Here is a 20,073-nt window from a genome sequence, read left to right as displayed (position 1 = left end):
CCGCTATACATTTATCTATGCCACATTGTAACCGCAGCATCTCTTAGATATCCTGCCGCTCTTGCTATTCCTCAATCTCAGTGAAATCGACGTTCTCCACAATCCAGCGCTTGCGCGGGTCGACCTTGTCTCCCATCAGAGTGGATACGCGGCGCTCCGCCTTAGCAGCATCCTCAATCTGCACCTGGAGCAAATTGCGTGACTCCGGATTCATCGTGGTCTCCCAGAGCTGATCCGGGTTCATTTCACCAAGTCCTTTGTAGCGCTGCAGCTCGAAATTCTTGCCGAATTCCTTCAGGTAGTTCGCCAGCTCCTCGTCGCTCCAGGCATAACGCACGGTCTCAAGCTTGCCCGATTTGCGCGTCAGCTTGTACAGCGGCGGCTGGGCGATAAAGACTTTGCCGGCATCAATGAGCGGCTTCATATACCGGTAGAAAAAGGTCAGCAACAGCACCTGTATATGCGCACCGTCGGTATCGGCATCGGTCATGATAATAATCTTGGAATAATTGCTGTCTTCTACGGCAAATTCCGGTCCGATTCCCGCACCGATGGTGGAAATGATCGCCTTGAATTCGTCGTTCTTAAGCACATCCAGCAGCTTGGCCTTCTCCGAGTTCATTGGTTTGCCCTTCAGCGGCAGGATCGCCTGAATCTTGGAATCCCGTCCCTGCTTGGCAGAACCACCTGCAGAATCGCCTTCGACGATGAACAGTTCAGTACGTGTTACATCTTTGGACTGTGCAGGCGACAGCTTGCCGCCAAGGTTCGAGCTTTCACTGCGTTTCTTGCCGCTGCGGATTTCATCGCGGGCCTTACGCGCAGCTTCCCGCGCTTTGGAGGCCTGGATCGACTTCTTCAGGAGGCTCTGTGCCACCTGCGGATTTTCTTCCAGAAAACGCGCCATATTCTCGGATACAATATAATCTACTGCACTGCGGGCAGACGCGCTTCCGAGCTGATCCTTCGTCTGGCCGACGAACTCCACCTCGGACATCTTGACACTGATAACCGCCATCATGCCTTCGCGCAAATCGTTACCCTCGAGGTTCTTATCCTTTTCCTTGAGCAGCTGTGTCCGGCGGGCATAATCATTCAGAACCCGGGTATAGGCTGTCTTGAAGCCTGTCTCATGCGTGCCGCCGCTGCGGGTAGGAATCGAGTTAACGAAGGAAGCAATAGTTTCGGTATACCCGGCATTGTACTGCAGGGCCACTTCAACCTCAATTTCGTCTTTTTCCGAGCTGAAATGGATTACATCATGCAGTACGTCCTTGCCCTCGTTAAGGAATTGTACGAACTGGCTGGCCCCGCCTTCATAAAAATATTCATCCTGCCGGCCGCTGCGTTCATCCGTCAGATTAATGCGCAGCCCGGAGTTCAGAAAGGCGATCTCCTGCACCCGTTCCGCCAGCGTATCATAGTTCAGGGCAATACCGTTTGGAAAGACACGAATATCCGGCTTGAAGGTGATCTTCGATCCGGTCTTATTGGTATTCCCCAAAACCTCAAGTCCGGTCACTGGCTCACCGACATGTTCTTTGCCGCTTTTGTCCACCCAATATTCAAAGCGCTGCCGGTGAATCTTGCCATCCCGGTATATTTCTACTTCCAGCCACTCGGACAAGGCATTGGTTACTGAAGCTCCCACGCCGTGCAGACCGCCGGATTTCTTGTAGCCTGAGCCTCCGAATTTGCCACCCGCGTGCAGAATCGTAAATACCACCTGCGGTGTGGGGACTCCTGTCTTGTGCATTCCGGTCGGAATTCCGCGTCCATTGTCGATTACGGTCACCGAACCGTCCTTGCGGAGTGTAATATCAATTTTCGAGCAAAATTTGGCCAAATGCTCATCTACGGCGTTATCAACGATTTCCCATACCAGATGGTGCAGTCCCGAGGCACTCGTACTGCCAATATACATGCCGGGCCGTTTGCGTACTGCAACCAGACCTTCGAGCACCTGAATGTCGTCAGCATCGTATCCAGTCCGGGCGGTATCGCCGTTCTTGGAGACTTTTGCAAACATATCGATCTGTTCGAGCATTCATGCTCCTCCTTCTTTCTCTATCTGCGAAATGCAAACAAACGTTTTGGTTCACTTTGTACATTCTAATTCAAAATATCCCGTTTCGTAAAGACGGCGAATGAAATGATCACCGAAAGAATTCCCCAAACGGCCAGCACCCCCATAGAAAAGGACAGTGTCATCCCCTCAATAGGGGCGGGCGATCCGGATAAATAACCAGTCAAGCCCAGGTTGACCATAAATAAATATTTGGCCGTAGTCCATGCTGATGCCATATTTGTCAATATGGTGCCGGCAATCAGTGCCGCCATCATCACTACAATACTCGCGGCTGTGCTTCGCACGAGCACTGATACCATAAAAGCCAGGAGCGCAACAACTACACTCACGAACCAGATCAATCCGCCCTGCATCAGCAAATATTTCCATTGCGGCACCGCATGCACGCTAGACATATCCACTGTATCTCCATTCAGCTGAAACCCCGTAAAGACAGGGACATTAAATCCTTTATACCCAAAGGCAAGACCCGAAACGAGATAGCTGATCAGAAAAGTTGAGAGCACGATCAGCGAGACAAACATCAGCAGCGCCGCCATTTTGCTGAACAGCACTTTCCAGCGCTTCACCGGCCGGGTCAGCAGCATTTTGATGGTTCCGGTGGTCCGCTCTCCAGAGACCAAATCGGAGGCTACAGCCATAATCAGCAGCGGAATAAATAAGGATACCGAATTGTCCAGAAACTCACGGGTGAAGGTTACTCCGCTAGGCTCATTCGGATTCACATCGTGATCCAGATAATATTGCAGCTGCTGGACAAATATTTTCCGGTAAGACTTCCACTCCTCAGGGATCCGGTCACTGCCGAGTGAATTCTGATTATCTGTGATTTGCTGCTGAACCTCCAGCCTCCAGTCCGAGTTGAACTTATCCCGGCTGCGCTCGGCAATCCGCATCTGTGCATAGGTAAACATAGGCACAAGTACAAGCAGAATAAGCAGAATAATGTAGAAGCGCTTCTTTTTAATAATCTTCAGGCACTCATTGCGGATGAGCGGTATTAGGCTAGTCAATAGTTTCACCTTCCGTTAACTTCAAGAATAGCTGTTCCAGTGTAGGGTTGATTTTATGCACGGCCCGTACTTCCACCTCATCTGTAACAAGTACGGCTACAATCTCCGGAATCAAATCCTCTTCCATCACAGTGATCAGGGAATTCGCCCCCATGCCGGCAATAACGGAATCATCCAGGGTTACTTCATCCAGCTCTAGTATTGAAATATCCGGGCGGCCGCCAAGGAGGTTCTTTGCTCTGCTTAACGGATCCAGCTCCCATAGCACATATGGCGAGCTCTGGGCAACCAGATCCTCGACTCCGCCCACGGCGAGCACCCGACCTTTGCTGATAATGGCTACCCGGTCGCAGAGCAGCTGAATTTCGCTCAGCAGATGGCTGGAGACAAATACGGCAAGCCCTTCATCGGCCAGCCGCCGGATGAACTCACGCAGTTCCTTGATTCCTTTCGGATCCAGCCCGTTCGTGGGTTCGTCCAGAATCAGAAGCCGGGGGCGTCCAAGGAGTGCCTGGGCAATACCCAGCCGCTGGCGCATGCCAAGGGAATACGTACTTACCTTATCGTGTATCCTCTGATCCAGCCGGACAATATCGACTACCTCAGCGATACGGTCTTTACCTACTCCCGGCTGCATCCGGGCAAAATGCTGCAGATTTTCCCATCCGGTCAGATAGGTGTAGACCTCTGGATTCTCTACAATGGAACCAACATATTGCAGCGCTTTTTCGGGCTCACGGTTTACGTTGTAGCCGCATACGGTGATTTTCCCTTCGCTGGGGCGGATCAAATCTACCAGCATGCGGATAGTCGTCGTTTTGCCGGCCCCATTCGGACCGAGAAAACCAAATATTTCACCTTCACGCACATCAAAGGTTACATCATCAATAATCCATTTGCGCCCTATCTTTTTACGGACACCGTCGACAGACAGCACTACCGTACCGGAGCCGTCTCTTGGGTTTGATGTCATCCTTGCAGCTCCCTTCTGTTGATTTTTTTGCCCTGCTGACAAATGTCCCGGCTTATTGCAATGCCTGTATGACCCGCTCACTGATCCGCTGGTAACCGTTGCCATTCGGGTGAAAATGATCGCTCGACAGATACTTGTCCAGATGCCGGTTGAACAAATCAAAGGTGGGAACCAGCGTCATGTTGCTATGCTTATTAATAATATCCATCGCTGCGTTATTCCAGGCCGTTACCGCTTGATTACCAGGCACGAGCAGCTCGGGAACATCTCCAAATGGATTATAGAGCCCCAGATAATAGATCTGCGCCTCAGGATTAATCTCTGAAATACGTTCGAGAATGGTATTAAGCCGTTTCGCCGCTTCAGGCAATGCTGCCAGCAGGGAATCAGGAGATATTTTATCATTCCCTTCTGCGATACCCGCACCTGTACTTACACCTGTACCTTCCTCCATGCTTCCAGCTTTCTGACCTTCCGTATCCGGTACCGCAATCTGCTGGCCTTCACTGCCGCTTCCCAAAAGGTCAGCCCCTCTGAAAAGGTCATTCCCGCCTATGGACACCAGTATCACGTTAGACTGGCGAAGCGCATATTTCACGCCTTCCTGCTGCAGCTTGCTCTGCAGACCTGCTGTTGTCAGACCGTTGATCCCCATATTGCCGATCAGACTTGTCTTGCTTCCTTTTGCTGTCAAGCCGTCTAACGTGCGCTTCACATACCCGCTGCCTTCATTATCGCCTGTTCCTTTGGCCAGTGAATCGCCTAATGCCACTATTCTGATCGTTTCTCCGGCAGCAGAGACTGGAGCAGCGGTCTGCTCCGGTAGAATAGTTAGTGTGGCTGCTCCTTTTGGGTACAGCACATCTTTTACCGCATACACAAACCCGACGAGTAAAATGATTGTAGCCGCTATGGAAATCAAGCTGACTGCGCGCCAGGTCCATTTGGAATCGTTCAAAGCTATCCCTCCGTGTGCCGTTCTATTCTGTATTGTTCCACATTTTACAAACTTCTTAACTATGTAGATAAACATAATTCTTCTATGTTCAATTTGCAAATACTGAATGCAAGCGGAAACGGATACCCCCCTTCAAAGGACGGTACCCGTTTCAGCGTAGAAATATAACCATGATTGATACCTTAATACATATTAATCCTTATATTCTTAAAAAAACCGCTCCCCGGCTGCGCCGGAGAACGGTTAAATGCTGATACAGCTGCGGTTCTCTTGGGATTGAAAGAGGAACCGTTATACCTTGCAGGGATTGAAGCTTTTGAAGCTTACTTGCCGATGAACTCTTGTACCCAGTAGTTATTGTCAAAACCAACGCCGATATAATTGAAATTCGCACTAAGAATGTTGGCCCGGTGCCCGGTGCTGTTCATCCAAGCGGTCATGACTTCCTGAGGTGTTTTTTGTCCCATAGCGATATTTTCACCTGCATACTGATAAGTCACGCCGAAAGAAGACATCATGTCAAAGGGTGATCCGTACGTTGGAGACGTGTGGGAAAAGTAATTGTTCGAACGCATATCTGTTGCCTTGGCTGCCGCTACCTTGTTAAGGCTGGCTAGTGCTGCTACAGGCGCAAGTCCAGCTGCTGCGCGTTCCTTATTGACCAATGTTACGATCTGCTGGGTAAATGCAGCAGTTCCGGACGTATCTGCCACTATTGGCGCAGCTGTTGCTACAGGTTTGGCTGTTGCTACGGGTTTAGCCGTTGGTGCTGGTGTTGCCACAGGCGTTACGGGCTGAACCGCAGGCGCTGGTGTTGCGGCAGGCTTCGCTGTAGCTGTTGGAGCAGCTGCTGCCGGATTTGTAACAACAGGCTGAAGCTTCGTAAAAGTTACCGTGGAACCGTCCAACGAAAATCCGTTTGTGCTGTATTGTTTCAGATATTCCATGAATTGTGCAAAGTTAGTGGTCTTTATGGTCATCGTCTGAGTTTCCGATGCTGCATTTGCTTGTAATGGAAGAGAGATGCTAAGCGCCATAACAGCCGCTACACTTCCACCAATCACTGCTCTTAAAGTCTTGCTCTTCATTCTGCCATCTCCTTGTTCTTGTTGTAGTTTGGTCTTCTGCCAAGAGTCGCTGAATCAAATATTACAAAGTTGTAATTTGTTCCTCAGTCATTGTAACACAAATCTATTTGCTGTGCGCTTCTAAATTCTGGGAACTAGTAGAGTTCAGACCGCTTGTCCCGTCTAGCGGCAGACTGTCTAAGGCTTGTATTCCGCGAAAAAAAACGGCAACACCGCTCCTTCTGGAACGGCAGCCGTATATTTTGTTAAATTTTCTTACATTATATACCGGGACAGGGCAGAGCTCCTCTTAGTGAAAAGACTGCCAGAACTCCCCCTCGGTTGAGATCAGTCCCATAATCTCCGCATAAGGAATACGGAACGTAGGAAATCCGGCAGCATACGGCGCAATTTCATAAGGGGCAAAATACAGATATAGTGCCTCTTCATCCACGTAAAACGGCTGGTCTGCGGTAATGCCCTTATAGGTATTGGGAAATACATAGGAGTACTGGGGATCATTCGCAATCTGCTTACCGACAATATCACTAAGCTTCTGCACATATTTACTGCCCGGTTTGAACAAATCGCCGAGCCTGTAAAATTTACCGTTCCGCAGATTGATATGCGTATAGATTTTTGTCGGCATCCCGTGTGCTGCTCCGAATGGGAAGCGATACCCGTTCAGCTCCAGGACCAGGAGATTTTTACGGAAGAAGGATACGTTAAAATCACCGGTATAGCTGAAATCCTGAGCCGTACCGCCTGTCCCTGCACCCTCAGCAAGAGAAAGGCTGCGCAGCTTGTCGTTCACTACTCTGGACACATCCGTAATAGCAATGCCTTCCACCACGGGATAATAGACCAGATAGTCTTTGTTCGGCTTATATTTTTTCTCCAGTACGGAATATGGCGGCCGAAGCGGAATCACACTGTTTTGTCTCCATACCTGTTTGCCGCTGCGGTCATAATAAGACATGCGCAGATCTACATCCGCCCGGATCAGACTGCCGCTGAAGGACAGAGTGCCAGCACCAGGGATAACGGGGGGCTGGGCGGCCTTTTGGCCGCTTTTATCGATAAAATAAGTCTCTTTGGCATCATATACGGACGCCAGGCTATTCTGATAATTGTTCACACCGAGCAGGGGATGATTGCTGAGGATCCTTCCGGTTACCGCATCTGCGATGACATAACGAGACCCGATGTAAGGCCGGGCAGCATCCAGGGGGGTTCCGAGTGCAACGCGATCCTCGCCAAGCTGCAGCACCTCGTAATAGGTGGCCGGGATGATCTGTTGTCCCTTCATATCAATCAGCCCGTAGGCATTACCGTAATCAGCTGCTGTATTGATGACCGCTCTTCCCCCGGAAAAAGGCAGTGCAGCGGTAAATTGCGGCTGTATTGCAATCGTTCCATCCGTGCGGAGATAGCCGTATTTGCCGTTCTCTTCTGCCTGAAACGCCAGCAGTCCGTCCCCCGGATACCCCACAAACGGATAGTGATAAGAATGCAATACCGCTCCCTGCGGATCGATCAGTGCAAATTCTCCATCCTTGATTTTGACGAGTGCCGTTCCACCCATAAAATCACCAGCATCCTCATATACGGCAGGCAGTACCTCTTTGCCCTGAGCATCCCAGTAGCCATAGCGGGAAGTACCTGTGGTGCTCTGTCTGGAAAAAAGCGCCCGTCCTTCATGCAGCGAATTCAAATAGTCTGCGCGGGCGGAAGTGACCTCTTTGCCTTTTTCATCAATCAGGGTATACCCTTTCGCATCGGAGACTACAGCCCGGCCCTCGGAAAAGGGGGCAATAAAGGAATAGACGGGTTTTACCTTCTCCTTTCCGGTGCCGTCAATCAGCCCGCTTCTGTCTTTACGCTGCACTATAGCCAGACCGTTCGGCTGAAAATCCTCGGCATAGTCGTATCTGGGCTCAATGGCTGTCCGGCCTTCATTATTAATGTATCCCCACAGTGTGCCCTCTTTCAGCTTGAAAGGCGCAGGGTGCAGCAGATCAGCCCTCAACGCGCTCTCCTCTACTTCTGGGAGTACAATCTGCGGTTCGGGAGGTTTACGGAAATAGTCCACCCGGTACAATCCCTCTACCGCGGGGATCGTTACGAACAGCTCGTCATCTGCCCGGATAAAATCCTCTTCCTGCTGGGGAATGCACTCGTTCCAGCCGATTCCGTCCCACCGCCATACTTCAGTCTGGACAAGGCCGGTATCCCAGCCTTTACCCAGCTCATTCAATTTGATCCTCAGCATCCATTCGCTCCCCTTTACCATAACCTTATGCCTACAGGATATGGGCAGGGGCGGATTTATGTGCCTAAGCAGGCAGGGTTCTATATGACATGTGGTGTGATCTTGAAATTCATGGCGACCTCGCATACTATAGACATAACATTTTTGTATAACTTCGGCGATAAGGGCCGGGGGTCTCTACCAGGAACCGTAAAATCCTGATTACAAAAAAATGCCGGTGTGCATTTTTTTGTGATCAGGATTTTTGGCATACCTTAACACAGACAAGGAAGTGAAACCTATGAGTAACAGTACGAAATCCCTGCTCACAAGACGCATTCAGGTGGCAGGCAAGCAAATCCCGGCGGACCTTGTAATCAAAGGCGGAACCATAGTCAATGTATTCACTGGTGAGCTAATGGAGGGCGATATTGCCATTGTGGATGGATATATTGCAGGAATCGGCTCCTATGAAGGCAAACGGACGGCAGACGCCTCCGGAAAATGGATTATTCCCGGCCTGATCGACGGGCATGTACACATTGAGAGCTCCATGCTGACTCCCAAGGAATTTGCCAAAGTGGTGTTGCAGCATGGAGTGACAGCAGTAGTCACCGATCCGCACGAAATCGGCAGCGTGGCCGGGGTAGAGGGTATTAAATACATGCTGGAGCGCTCCAGAGACCTGGCGGTGGATATTTACGTCATGCTCCCCTCTTGTGTGCCGGCAACGAAGTTCGAGAGCTGTGCAGCCCGGCTGGAGGCCGCTGACCTGAGCCCGCTGTATGCCGACCCCATGGTGCTGGGACTCGCAGAAGTAATGGATTTCCCCGCGCTGGCAGGGCCTGACACTGGGATGCTGGATAAGCTGGCCGGTGCACTTGACCAAGGGAAACGGATCGACGGGCATGCTGCCGGGATTGCCCGGGAAGACCTCAACATCTTCCGTGCAGCCGGCATCCGGACAGATCATGAATGTGTCCATGCGGAGGAGGCCAAACAACGCCTTGACCTGGGCCTGTATCTAATGATCCGTGAAGGAACCGCCGCCAAGGATCTGGAAGCCCTTTTGCCCGCCGTCACTGCAAAGAATGCGAGACGCTGCCTTTTCGTGACCGACGATAAATTAATCGATGATCTGCTGGAAGAAGGCAGCGTGGACCATAACATCCGGCTCGCCATCCGCAGAGGCCTTGATCCCATCACAGCCATCCAGATGGCAACGCTGAACACAGCGGAATGCTTCGGGCTTCAAGACAGGGGCGCCATTGGACCAGGATACCGGGCGGATCTGGTGCTGCTGGATGATCTGAATTCACTCTCCATCTCACAGGTCTTTAAACAAGGCGAATGTGTTGTTGACAATGGCGGGCTTGTTACAGGAGCTTTCACAGAAAATACAGCGGCTGAGGTTCAAAGTTCAATTGCCGAGAGCTGCCGCCTGGCCAATGTGGAAAACGGTGATCTCTCAATCCCTCTAGAGTCCGGCTACTGCAATGTTATCGGAATTATTCCAAACTCAATCGTAACCCGCCACCTCAAGGAACAGGTTCAGGTGCAGAATGGCTGCTTCGCCCCTTCCGTTCAGCAGGATCTGCTCAAATTAGCTGTAGTGGAAAGACACAACCGTACCGGGAATATCGGTCTGGGTATCGTAAAAGGCTTTCAGTTCTCCAAAGGTGCCATCGCGGCAAGCGTAGCTCATGATTCGCATAACATTATCGCCGCCGGTGTTTCCGATCTGGAGCTGCTCACCGCCATTCGCCACATCGAAGCTATGAACGGCGGACTGACTGTAGTATCCGGTGACAAAATTCTTGCCTCCCTGCCGCTTCCGGTAGCAGGACTCCTGTCCGAGCAGGGGTATGAACAGGTCTATGCCGAGATGAAGCAGCTGTACGCCGCCCTTCGTGAGATCGGTGCACCGGATCACTTCAATCCTTTCCTGACCTTATCCTTCCTGGCCCTGCCGGTCATTCCTGCGCTCAAGCTGACAGACCGGGGTTTATTCGACTTCGCCTCTTATTCGCATATCGGGATTGAGGTAATAGACTAGGGCATGTTTGCTTAGATATTAAGAATTAATTTGGAAGGAGTGAATATAACTTGCCATTCCCTGTTATCACCAGAGAGCTTGCTGAACGGATCGAAAAATCAGAAATTGATTATATGGTTTCCAGAGTAAAAGCCATACGTGAACGAGCGGGCAACCCTGAAGGAGCCGAGATAGAGAAATTTGGTAATACAACGGCGATATATGTTAAAACAATGCCATGGGGGGCTTTTAATACCGTTAAAGGCATCACACTTGATGATATAGACCAAGTAGATGAAATTATTCATTTTTATCATGAACGTGACAGACCTTGCCAATTTGAAATTATCCCTTCTAAGTCCAGCCCTGAGCTACTTCAGTATTTATCCAGTAAAGGTTTTTATCAAAACACTTTCCATACATCTATGTATGGTATTCCAAATGAGGTTTATCCGGACTATCCATCCAATATATTCATTCGTGAAATAAATGAAGACGAATTCGAACTATATGGTAAGTTACATTGTTTGGGCAGCGGTTCAGCGGAAAGTGGTTCAAAGTACGTTGCAGCAAATAATAAAGTATTATTCAATCGCTCCGGATGGCGTATTTCCCTTGGATTCGTAAATGAAATTCCTGCCGGGGTTGCGGTAATGTATATCCATAGCGGGATTGCATCCTTGACCTTTGCCGCCACGCTTCCTGAGTTTAGAGGACAGGGTCTGCAATCAGCATTTTTAGGTAAGCGCATGTACGAAGCAGCATTACAAAAATGCGAGTTAGTTGTAGGTCAATGTGCGTATACTTCGACAAGCCAGAACAATATGGAAAGAGCAGGAATGAGAATTGGCTACATCAGAGCTAATTGGGTGAAGAAAGGAACTTGATGCTGCTTTTCACGCCTTAATCACCTCACTGGCATCATGTTCCAATAGACTCCCTCAGCACTACAAAAAAAGCGTTTGCCGGATACCCAGCAAACGCTTTTTATACTGCCCCTCCCCCTCGCGAAGCGGGGAGGGAAACTACCTAAGGTGATGCAAATGGTGGAGGGGAGGTTTGGAGCTGTAGGAGCGAATGCGTCCGCCTTTAGGTTTGGATTTCTACCGCGACCAGCGGTTTAAATCAGGAAATCCAAACCTAACAGCGGCCGAAAGCCCAAACACTCACCGTAGCCACGCCCCAATCACCTTAAGTAGTTATTGTTGTTGTTTCGCTTACTTCTTCGACGAATATTTCCGCATATCAAACGATACCGCCGCAATAATGATCAGACCTTTGATAATCAATTGGTAGTAAGGGCTGATGCCGATAAAGGTTAGACCGTAGTTGATCAGGGTGAAGATAATTACACCGACGAGAACGCCCGGCACCGTACCGATACCGCCTGTAGTGGATACGCCGCCGACTACGCAAGCCGCGATGGCATCAAGCTCGTACATGTTACCGTAGTTGTTTGTTGCGCCGCCTGTTCTGGCAGCCTCAAGCACACCAGCCAGACCGTACAGGGCACCAGCAATAGCGTAGATGTAGATCAGGTTCTTGGATACGTTGATCCCGGATACCTTGGCAGCCTGCATGTTGCCGCCGATAGCGTACATGTTTTTGCCCAGCTTGGTTTTGTTGAAGAGCACCCATACAATGGCGGCGACTACAAGGGCTATGATGACAATGTACGGAATAGAATATTTTCCTTCACCTATAAAACCGGAGCCTATTTTGGTGAAGTCAGGACGCAGACCGCCGATCGGCTGCGATTGGTTCGGGTCCATATCAAAGTACAGGGAGTTCAAACCGTATACAATCAGCATCGTACCGAGTGTAGCAATGAATGGCGGAACATTTAGCTTGGAGACAATAATCCCGTTCACGAGACCACAGAGCAGACCGGCAACGATAGCGATTACGATTGGAAGCCATACCTGCACCTGCGGAAGATCAGGGAAGAACCGGCGAGAATAATCCGGAATTTGCAGCATCGAAGCGGAGATAACCGCCGTGAACCCTACAACACGTCCTGCGGATAAGTCCGTACCTGCTGTGATCAGAATAAAGGCCACACCCAGAGCGATAATTACACGTGTGGAGGATTGAATCAGGACGTCACGCAGCGTATTGATGGACATAAAGCTTGGCTCATAGATGATAATACCCATGATCAGCAGTACGAGTACGATATAGATCGCGTTTTGAGTGACAAAGGATTGAGCTTTTTTAACGTTCATTAGTAGTTTCCCCCTTAATGCTGTGCAGCGAGACGCATAACTTCGGTTTCCGTAGCCTGCTCGCCTTCTAGTATTCCTGTCAGCTTGCCTTCAGACATAACCATTACGCGGTCGGACATTCCGAGCAGTTCCGGCATTTCCGAAGAGATCATGATGATGCTTTTGCCTTGCTTCGCCAAATCGGCGATGATCGAATAGATTTCGAATTTGGCCCCGACGTCAATCCCGCGGGTTGGTTCATCCAGCAGCAGTACCTCAGGCTCGGTAAGCAGCCATCTGGCGAGCAGCACCTTTTGCTGATTCCCCCCCGATAAATTCATAATCTGCGTTTTCGTAGTTGGTGTCTTGGTACGCAGCTTTTCAATCATCTTATCGACTTCAACCTTTTTCTTCTTGCCGTCAAGCAGCAGATATGGCGTCTGGTAACGGTCCAGATTGGCAATAGCCCCATTCTCATGAACGGACAGCACCGGGAAAATACCTGTTACCCGGCGTTCCTCGGTAAGCAGTGCCAACCCGTGTTTTTTGGCGTCCTGCGGCGACTGGATATTAACCTTCTTGCCAGCAATGGAAATGCTTCCGGATTTTATTGCACGAAGTCCGAACAGGGCCTCGATAACCTCCGTACGCTGTGCGCCAACCAGACCGCCGACACCCAGAATCTCACCGCGTCTGAGCTCAAAGGATACATCCTTGAACGATCTCGGTTCTGGCGATGTAAGCCCTTCCACTTTCAGGAAAACCTCACCGGGAACGTTGGAGCGTTCAGGGAACCGGTTCGTGAGGTCGCGGCCGACCATTCTGGAAATAATCAGATCTGTTGTCAGCTCTGCTGAAGGCCAGGTACCGATTTTTTTGCCGTCACGCATGATCGTCACTTCGTCAGAAATCTCGAGGATTTCCTCCATTTTATGGGATATATAAATAATGGACACGCCTCTTTTTTGCAGATCCCGGATAATCCGGAACAAATGCTCCACTTCCACACTGGTCAGCGAGGAGGTAGGTTCATCCATTACAATAACGCGTGAATGAAAAGAGACGGCTTTCGCGATTTCGATAGATTGGATTTTGGATACAGACAGTTTGCCTACCAGGGTTTCGGGATTCAGATCGATATCCAGATCCTTGAAAAGGTTTTCAGTGTCAGTAAACATTTTCTTGTGGTCAATGAACTGAATCGGTCCGAACCCTTTCGTCGGAAAACGCCCCAGCCAGATATTCTCCATCACATTGCGGAACGGCACAGGATGCAGCTCCTGGTGTATCATGGAGATTCCGTGACCCAAAGCATCATTGGAGTTGGTTATATTAGCCTTTTCACCATCCAGAAAAATCTCACCGGCATCCGGTGAATAGATCCCAAACAGACATTTCATGAGTGTAGACTTGCCTGCGCCGTTCTCACCCATCAGTGCATGGACCGAACCCGGCCTAACTTTCAGGCTGACGCCGTCCAGCGCCTTTACACCGGGAAATTCTTTGGTAATATTGTTCATTTCCAGCAAAAATTCAGTTTTTGCCATGTTGTTACGCCCCCTACGCTATTTTTCTTTTTCCATGAGAGGCACAGCGGTTCCCTTCTGCTTCCTACCCGTAAGGAATTCCGGGGAGCAGTTTTCCACTCCCCGGCTTTATTTGTATTAAGCTTTATTTCGCGTCAGCTACATTATCTTTAGTGATTTTTTTGTAGGAAATCCATACGTATTGGTTGTCTGTGATGTTAAAGCCCACATTTTCTTTGGTAGGCGTTTCACCTTTGGCCAGCAATGCAGCCAATGTGATTGCAGCTTTACCTTGGTTGTTGGCATCATTCAGCACCGTACCAAGCATGGTTCCGTCTTGCAGCGCTTGAACAGCTGGAGCCGTCGCATCTACCCCTACAACCGGCATATACTTGTTGCCAGTGAAGTATCCCGCAGCTTTCAGAGCTTCAATCGCGCCGAGGGCCATATCATCGTTGTTGGCAAGAACGGCTTCAATCTTGTCACCGTGGGAGCCGAGGAAGGCTGCCATTTTTTCTTGTCCTTTTACACGATCCCACATGGCTGTGTCTTCAGCCAGTTTCTCTACCTTGATGCCGGCATCTTCGATGGCCTGGATGGAGTAGGTGGTACGCAGCTCGGCATCCTGGTGTCCAGGTTCGCCTTTCAGCATTACATATTGGAGCACGCCGTCTTTGTTCTTATCAGCTTCTGGATGAGCCTTCCAGTAGTCTACAATCAGCTGGCCGGACATCGTACCGGACTCTTCAGCCTTAGCGCCTACGTAGTATACTTTATCCCATTTCTTCATATCTTCTGGAAGCGGTTCGCGGTTCAGGAATACTACCGGAATATTTGCTGTTTTGGCTTTATCGATAATTACGCCTGCTGCTGTGCGGTCAACCGGGTTGATCAGCATGCCGTCGTATTTCTTGGTGATGAAAAGGTCCACCTTGTCGTTCTGTGTAGGCTGTGAGTTCTGGCTGTCTACGATGTCTACAGTAGCGATGCCTTTGGCAGCTGTGTCAATGGCATTGCGGACACCGGTCATGAACGTATCGTCAAATTTGTAGATAGCCACGCCGACCTTTGGAGTCTTACCAGCAGCACCGGAGTTTGCACTGTTGGTAGCTTTTGCAGCGTTGCCTGTATTGTCAGTCTTAGCATTATTGTTGCCGCCGCAGCCTGCGAGAGCTGCACCCAGCAAAGCACTAGCTAGTAAAACGGAAGTGATTTTTTTCATAATTATTTGACCTCCTGATATATGTTTCTTTTTAGTTGTGCCCAGTATGTCCCGGGTACATCCTTATTATGCCCGACGTGAAAGCGGTTGCGAATATAAAATCCTACTCATTTTTATAAAAATTCTAATGATGTGAGCCTTCTACCGGACAAAGGGAAATAATAACTTCTGGTTCTCCGGCCATAACATGTTCTCCAGGTCGATCAGCTTCGTGCCGGTATCCACACGTTCAGGCACTTCAATGCCTTCAGAGGCTTCTACGGCATATTTGACGGCTAAATATCCGTTGCTGAAGGGATTCTGGATGACGGTGGCCTGAACCGTCCCATTCTGCAGCAGCTCCATCATGGACGGAGAGCTGTCAAAGGCGACCATCTTCAACTGGCTGAAGCCCAGCTCCTGAATCACATTGCCCGCACCCTGTGAAGCCGTTTCATTCAGGGTGGCAATGCCCCGGAGATCAGGATGGTTCAACAGCATATCCCGGGTCAGTTGTTCAGCGTCGCTAGTATTGGATGAAGTATAGGAAATCTGAACGACCTCAATATTGGGAAACCGGGCAGCATAGTTCAGAAAGCCCATCTCCCGTTCGTTCGCATCCCGTGCACCATAATCAATCGATCCGGATGAGCCCTGGTGTCCGGTGGAATTTGTGAAATTGATGATGCCGATCTCCCCGTAGCCATTTAAAAGCTCAATCAGCCTTTCTGCAGATTTCTGCCCGGCTTCATAGCCGTTTGAGCCCACATAGGTTTTGACCTTGGCTGAACCTACCTCCGCATCTACTGAAATTACAGGAATCTTATAATATTCGGCCTGGTCCACCACCTGCGCGAGCCCCATATAACTGCTGGCTGCAAGTATAATTACATCAGCCTTCTGCTTGATGGACTCCTCTACCATCGTGATTTGCTCGTCGATGTCGCTCTCAGAATCCGGCGCTTTGAACGTCAGCTTCACATTGAACTCCTTGGCAGCGGCCTCCGCACCCAGCTTCACAGTGTTCCAGTAGTCGCCTTTGTTCATTTTTACAATCATATGGACGTTGTGTGTTTTAGTTGTGCTGATGTAGGCCGGAGAAGTACCCAGGCAGGAAGTGACCGTAAACCCCAACACTAAGCACACCAGTAAAACAACCCCTAAGCGTAAGTTTCTCATTGTACGGATTCCTCCTTTCCTTCTTCTGGCCCCTCCTGGGCCCGGACCGCAGGAAAGATGACCGTAACTGTTGTCCCTTCTTCAATCTCACTTTCAAAGGTGAGTCCGTATTCCCGTCCGTAGACAAGACCGATCCGTTCGTTCACGTTCCGGACTCCTACACCTGATCCGCCGCTGGTTTTACCGCCGCTCAGAATCGTTTTCAGTGTCTCCTGATTCATGCCAAGCCCGTTGTCACTGATCCGGATAACAATCATCCCCTCCTGCAGCTCTGCAGTAATAGTAATCAGTCCTTCATCGGGCATCATTTCAATGCCATGGTAGAGGGCATTCTCCACAATCGGCTGCAGAATCAGCTTGATCGTCTGGTACGTCAGAACCTCGTCCTGTGCCTTAATCTCATAGCGGAATTTGTTTTTGAAGCGGAAGCTCTGAATGACCAGGTAATGCCGGATATGATCCAGCTCCTCCTGCATGGTAATCATATTTTTCCCTTTACTGAGACTGATGCGGAAAAATTTCGACAGGGATTGGATCATCGTCACCACTTCATCCGTTTTGCCTCTTTCCGCCAGCCGGATGACCGAATTCAGTGTGTTATATAAAAAATGGGGGTTAATCTGCGATTGCAGCACCTCCAGCTCACCCTTGCGCTTGGTTTCCTGCTCATAGATAATCTGGTCCATGAGTTGCCTGATCCGCTGCAGCATCATGTTAAAGCGCCGGGACAGCTGTTCAACCTCATAAGCACCGCTGACGTCAATCGGTGTGTTCAGATCCCCTTCTCCAACCAGCTTGACCGTCCGTTCCAGCTTGCGGATGGGACTGGCAATCAGCCAGGACAAGAAGATAGATAACACGATTACACCTAGGATAACGAAACCCAAAAACCAGATCAAAAAATGGTTCAGGTCGCGCTTGGTCGTCACAATCTCATCGTAATAGGCCACACCGACGATCTTCCAGCCTGTCTGGGCCAATGTGCGTACGGTGATAAAGCGTTTCTCCCCGGTAGATTCATCCAGATAGCTGCGGTATTCATACGCCAGCACCGGCTCTACATTCTCGTACTTCAGCCCGGCATAAATCAGCTGCTGCTGTGGATGATAAACAATGTTGCCCTGCCGATCAAGAATGTAAGCATACCCTCTGTTACCCAACTTTACTTGTCGGCTGAGCTGATCAATCGTACGGAAATTGAAGTCGATCAGCAGAACACCCGTTTTGGTAAGCCCGTTTTCTTTGTATTCAATCATCTTGCTGATGGAGACCACCCAGGTATAACGCCCCTTGAACAAGTTCTGTATATGTGGAGCAGAGTAGGAAATCTCAGAGCTTTTGATAGCCGAAGTGAACCAGCTTTGACTTTGCAGCTGGGTGTTGAGTCGCATATTCTGGCCCGGTGTGCCGACCACATATTTACCTTTAGGGGTGAACACCGCTACCGAGACGAGATCTTCACGGCTGCTCATCAGTGTATCCATCCGCTCGCCTAGCAGGGAAGAATCAATAGAAGGACTGGCTGTAATCTGCTTCTCCGCTGTTTCAAAAATACTTCCCATCCCTTTGACATACAGCTCCAGGTTATAATTCACCTGCTCAATAATCTGCTGCATGTTCATATTGGCATTCTTTTCGGCGGTTGCAGCAAATTTGTTGTACAGCATAAAACTAACGATCACTGCAATAAGCACAGTGACCGCCGTAAAGGTTAACGTAATAATGAGCTGGATACTCCGCAACTTGGAGGACAAGCGAAGCTTGCCCCGCTTGCGCGGCTGCGGGCGAAGCGGAAAAAAATAGGCCTTCGGCTTGTTCATAGCTTATCCTCCCCGTGAGCTGTTTTTGTACTCTTTTGGCGATTGACCATATTTCTTGCGGAAGCAAAAGCTGAAATAGTTGGGGTCGGCAAAGCCGATTCTTTCGGCAATTTCAAACGCCTTAAGCTCTGTCGAACGCAGTAGCTCTTTGGCCGCTTCGAGACGGATCTGCAGCAGGTAGCTGACAAAGGTCATCTTCATTTCTTTCTTAAAAATGCTGCTGAAGTAGCCGGTGCTGATGTGCAAATGCTGGCAGACTCTGCCGATAGAAATATCGGATTCCTCATAATGGCTGCGGATATAATCCTTGGCCTGGTCGATTAGTTGCTTGTAGCTGGACTGCCGCTCCGAGGCAATGGAATCCATGAGCCGGCTGCACACACCGATAATCCATTCCCTGGCCTCACCCATATTGTTGAATTTCTGAATCTCTGTCAGGGAGGAAAATCCCAAGCCGTTAAAATCGCTCATCTCACTGCCCGATTCCTTGGCTACCCGAAGTATCGTGGTGATGATCTCCAGCAGAAAAATCTGATATTCCTGCGTGCTCACCAGTGCCGCATCCAATCCACCAAAGAGCTCGTCCACTACCTCTCTCAATTCCTGGAGGGTACCCAGCTTGATCGTACGGATCAGCGACTGCTGGGTCAGCTCGTCATAAGCCAGCATACGCCCAACCCGGGATTCTACGTCTTCAATCCAGATCACTCTATTATTTCCAAGAATCAGACGATAATCCAGCGCCTGCAGCGCATCGTTGAAAGAATGGGACAAGAGAGCTGGTGAATGGCAGGCCGTACCTGAGCCCGCTGTCACAGTAAGCTTAAGAAAACGTTGCACATTCTGGCGAATTTCTTCGAGAATAGCATAGGTTCGGCTGGTAATCACAGCTTCATCCCTGTCTTCGCTGACCGAGAGCAGCACCACATCATCGCGGTAGATGAATACTTTGCCGAAGCCATGCTTTTGGCAGATTTCTTCAGCAATATTCAGTACGGCAAAGAGCTGAAGATTACGTTCACCCGTATCTCTGAGCGATACAGGCCGTTTGGTTGCCACGGTCTCTTCCCCGCCCTCGCGGATATAATCCACACGGATCACGGAAGCCTGAAACCGCGCACCGCTTAATTCTATACCGTATTCAGCGCTCTTTTCAGCAATCTCTGCAGCTGGGAGCCTGCGGGAGACCAGAGAGGAGAGAAACTGCTCACGGAGCACCGGCAGACTTTTGCGGTAATGCTCACTGAGTACAAACACATTCTCTTTCTCGGCAATCTCCGCCTCTATCGTTGCCCTTACCTTAAGCAGAACGTCAATCAGCTCCTGTGCAGAAAACGGTTTCAAAATATATTCATCTATTTGCAGCTTGATCGCCTTCTGGGCGTATTCGAATTCATCATATCCGGTCAAGATAATTATCTTCGTATTGGGGTGACGGCTGCGGACCCATTCCGCCAGCTGCAGCCCGTTCATAAATGGCATCTGGATATCGGTTACGACTACGTCCGGCAGCAGCCGGTCAATGGAGTCCGCGGCTTCCCGCCCGTTCTCTGCCTGATCCACAACCTCAAACCCGTAGTGCTCCCAGTCGATTTGCGCGATAATCCCTTCTCTTACATCTTCTTCGTCTTCGGCTAGAATCAATTTATACATTTTTCATCCCTCTTTGGATCAGGTTTAGGTCATTCTACACCCATTCTATCTGATTCGAACGACTCAATCTATGGTTAAGTTAAGGAAGGTGGATTGGCGAAGGC

General features: G+C 49.8%; 14 protein-coding genes and 1 riboswitch. Of the genes, 2 read left to right on the top strand and 12 right to left on the bottom strand.

The genetic code is table 11. The annotated features are described in order from the left end of the window. Window positions 1-64 precede the first annotated feature (64 nt). The 6 genes from parE to A3844_RS12935 form a co-directional block, all read right to left on the bottom strand. Window positions 65-2,047, bottom strand: coding sequence for a DNA topoisomerase IV subunit B (gene parE / locus A3844_RS12960; protein WP_074087697.1), 1,983 nt, complete (start codon window positions 2,045-2,047; stop codon window positions 65-67). 65 nt (window positions 2,048-2,112) lie between these two features. Then, window positions 2,113-3,102, bottom strand: coding sequence for an ABC transporter permease (locus A3844_RS12955; protein ID WP_074087696.1), 990 nt, complete (start codon window positions 3,100-3,102; stop codon window positions 2,113-2,115). Then, on the bottom strand, window positions 3,095-4,075 hold the full coding sequence (locus A3844_RS12950; RefSeq protein WP_074101349.1) for an ABC transporter ATP-binding protein: 981 nt from the start codon (window positions 4,073-4,075) through the stop codon (window positions 3,095-3,097). Before A3844_RS12950 ends, A3844_RS12955 begins: the two co-directional genes overlap by 8 nt. A gap of 52 nt (window positions 4,076-4,127) precedes the next feature. Then, entirely contained in the window at window positions 4,128-5,033 is a 906-nt protein-coding gene (locus A3844_RS12945; protein ID WP_074087694.1) for a GDSL-type esterase/lipase family protein, read from the bottom strand. Between the two features lie 323 nt (window positions 5,034-5,356). Then, window positions 5,357-6,121 (bottom strand): CAP domain-containing protein, encoded by a 765-nt coding sequence (locus tag A3844_RS12940; protein ID WP_074087693.1) that lies wholly within the window; start codon window positions 6,119-6,121, stop codon window positions 5,357-5,359. A gap of 289 nt (window positions 6,122-6,410) precedes the next feature. Continuing rightward, window positions 6,411-8,372: a WG repeat-containing protein gene (locus tag A3844_RS12935; protein WP_074107580.1), complete on the bottom strand. Its 1,962-nt coding sequence runs from the start codon at window positions 8,370-8,372 to the stop codon at window positions 6,411-6,413. A 124-nt stretch (window positions 8,373-8,496) separates the two neighbouring features. Then, window positions 8,497-8,596: riboswitch (purine riboswitch) on the top strand. 56 nt (window positions 8,597-8,652) lie between these two features. On the opposite strand from A3844_RS12935, the gene ade reads away from it, so the two are divergent. Both ade and A3844_RS12925 read left to right on the top strand, forming a co-directional pair. Beyond that, window positions 8,653-10,407, top strand: a complete 1,755-nt coding sequence (gene ade / locus A3844_RS12930; RefSeq protein WP_074107579.1) for an adenine deaminase — start codon at window positions 8,653-8,655, stop codon at window positions 10,405-10,407. A 50-nt stretch (window positions 10,408-10,457) separates the two neighbouring features. Next, the gene (locus tag A3844_RS12925) at window positions 10,458-11,273 is read left to right on the top strand and encodes a GNAT family protein (RefSeq protein WP_083606825.1); all 816 of its coding nucleotides are present in this window, start codon (window positions 10,458-10,460) and stop codon (window positions 11,271-11,273) included. Window positions 11,274-11,603: 330 nt separating this feature from the next. Here the strand turns inward: A3844_RS12925 and mglC are convergent, their stop codons facing one another. The 6 genes from mglC to A3844_RS12895 form a co-directional block, all read right to left on the bottom strand. Next, window positions 11,604-12,611 (bottom strand): galactose/methyl galactoside ABC transporter permease MglC, encoded by a 1,008-nt coding sequence (gene mglC, locus A3844_RS12920; RefSeq protein WP_074107578.1) that lies wholly within the window; start codon window positions 12,609-12,611, stop codon window positions 11,604-11,606. A 14-nt stretch (window positions 12,612-12,625) separates the two neighbouring features. After that, window positions 12,626-14,137 carry a sugar ABC transporter ATP-binding protein gene (locus A3844_RS12915; protein ID WP_074087689.1) on the bottom strand — a complete coding sequence of 504 codons (1,512 nt, stop codon included), beginning with the start codon at window positions 14,135-14,137 and terminating at the stop codon, window positions 12,626-12,628. Window positions 14,138-14,261: 124 nt separating this feature from the next. Next, on the bottom strand, window positions 14,262-15,338 hold the full coding sequence (locus tag A3844_RS12910; RefSeq protein WP_143186237.1) for a galactose ABC transporter substrate-binding protein: 1,077 nt from the start codon (window positions 15,336-15,338) through the stop codon (window positions 14,262-14,264). A gap of 141 nt (window positions 15,339-15,479) precedes the next feature. Further along, window positions 15,480-16,496, bottom strand: a complete 1,017-nt coding sequence (locus A3844_RS12905) for a substrate-binding domain-containing protein (protein WP_074107577.1) — start codon at window positions 16,494-16,496, stop codon at window positions 15,480-15,482. Then, window positions 16,493-18,316, bottom strand: coding sequence for a sensor histidine kinase (locus tag A3844_RS12900; RefSeq protein WP_083606824.1), 1,824 nt, complete (start codon window positions 18,314-18,316; stop codon window positions 16,493-16,495). Before A3844_RS12900 ends, A3844_RS12905 begins: the two co-directional genes overlap by 4 nt. Before the next feature lie 3 nt (window positions 18,317-18,319). Then, window positions 18,320-19,969, bottom strand: coding sequence for a response regulator (locus A3844_RS12895; RefSeq protein WP_074107576.1), 1,650 nt, complete (start codon window positions 19,967-19,969; stop codon window positions 18,320-18,322). Window positions 19,970-20,073: the final 104 nt, after the last annotated feature.

The organism is Paenibacillus helianthi, from assembly GCF_001909055.1.
Classification (GTDB): domain Bacteria; phylum Bacillota; class Bacilli; order Paenibacillales; family Paenibacillaceae; genus Paenibacillus_AQ; species Paenibacillus_AQ helianthi.
This window is presented reverse-complemented; position numbering and strand designations above follow the sequence as displayed.

Coding starts and splice junctions, on each gene's coding strand:
- parE (WP_074087697.1), bottom strand. CDS start 2,047: ATGCTCGAACAGATCGATATGTTTGCAAAAGTCTCCAAGAACGGCGAT.
- A3844_RS12950 (WP_074101349.1), bottom strand. CDS start 4,075: ATGACATCAAACCCAAGAGACGGCTCCGGTACGGTAGTGCTGTCTGTC.
- A3844_RS12940 (WP_074087693.1), bottom strand. CDS start 6,121: ATGAAGAGCAAGACTTTAAGAGCAGTGATTGGTGGAAGTGTAGCGGCT.
- A3844_RS12935 (WP_074107580.1), bottom strand. CDS start 8,372: ATGCTGAGGATCAAATTGAATGAGCTGGGTAAAGGCTGGGATACCGGC.
- ade (WP_074107579.1), top strand. CDS start 8,653: ATGAGTAACAGTACGAAATCCCTGCTCACAAGACGCATTCAGGTGGCA.
- mglC (WP_074107578.1), bottom strand. CDS start 12,611: ATGAACGTTAAAAAAGCTCAATCCTTTGTCACTCAAAACGCGATCTAT.
- A3844_RS12915 (WP_074087689.1), bottom strand. CDS start 14,137: ATGGCAAAAACTGAATTTTTGCTGGAAATGAACAATATTACCAAAGAA.
- A3844_RS12910 (WP_143186237.1), bottom strand. CDS start 15,338: ATGAAAAAAATCACTTCCGTTTTACTAGCTAGTGCTTTGCTGGGTGCA.
- A3844_RS12905 (WP_074107577.1), bottom strand. CDS start 16,496: ATGAGAAACTTACGCTTAGGGGTTGTTTTACTGGTGTGCTTAGTGTTG.
- A3844_RS12900 (WP_083606824.1), bottom strand. CDS start 18,316: ATGAACAAGCCGAAGGCCTATTTTTTTCCGCTTCGCCCGCAGCCGCGC.
- A3844_RS12895 (WP_074107576.1), bottom strand. CDS start 19,969: ATGTATAAATTGATTCTAGCCGAAGACGAAGAAGATGTAAGAGAAGGG.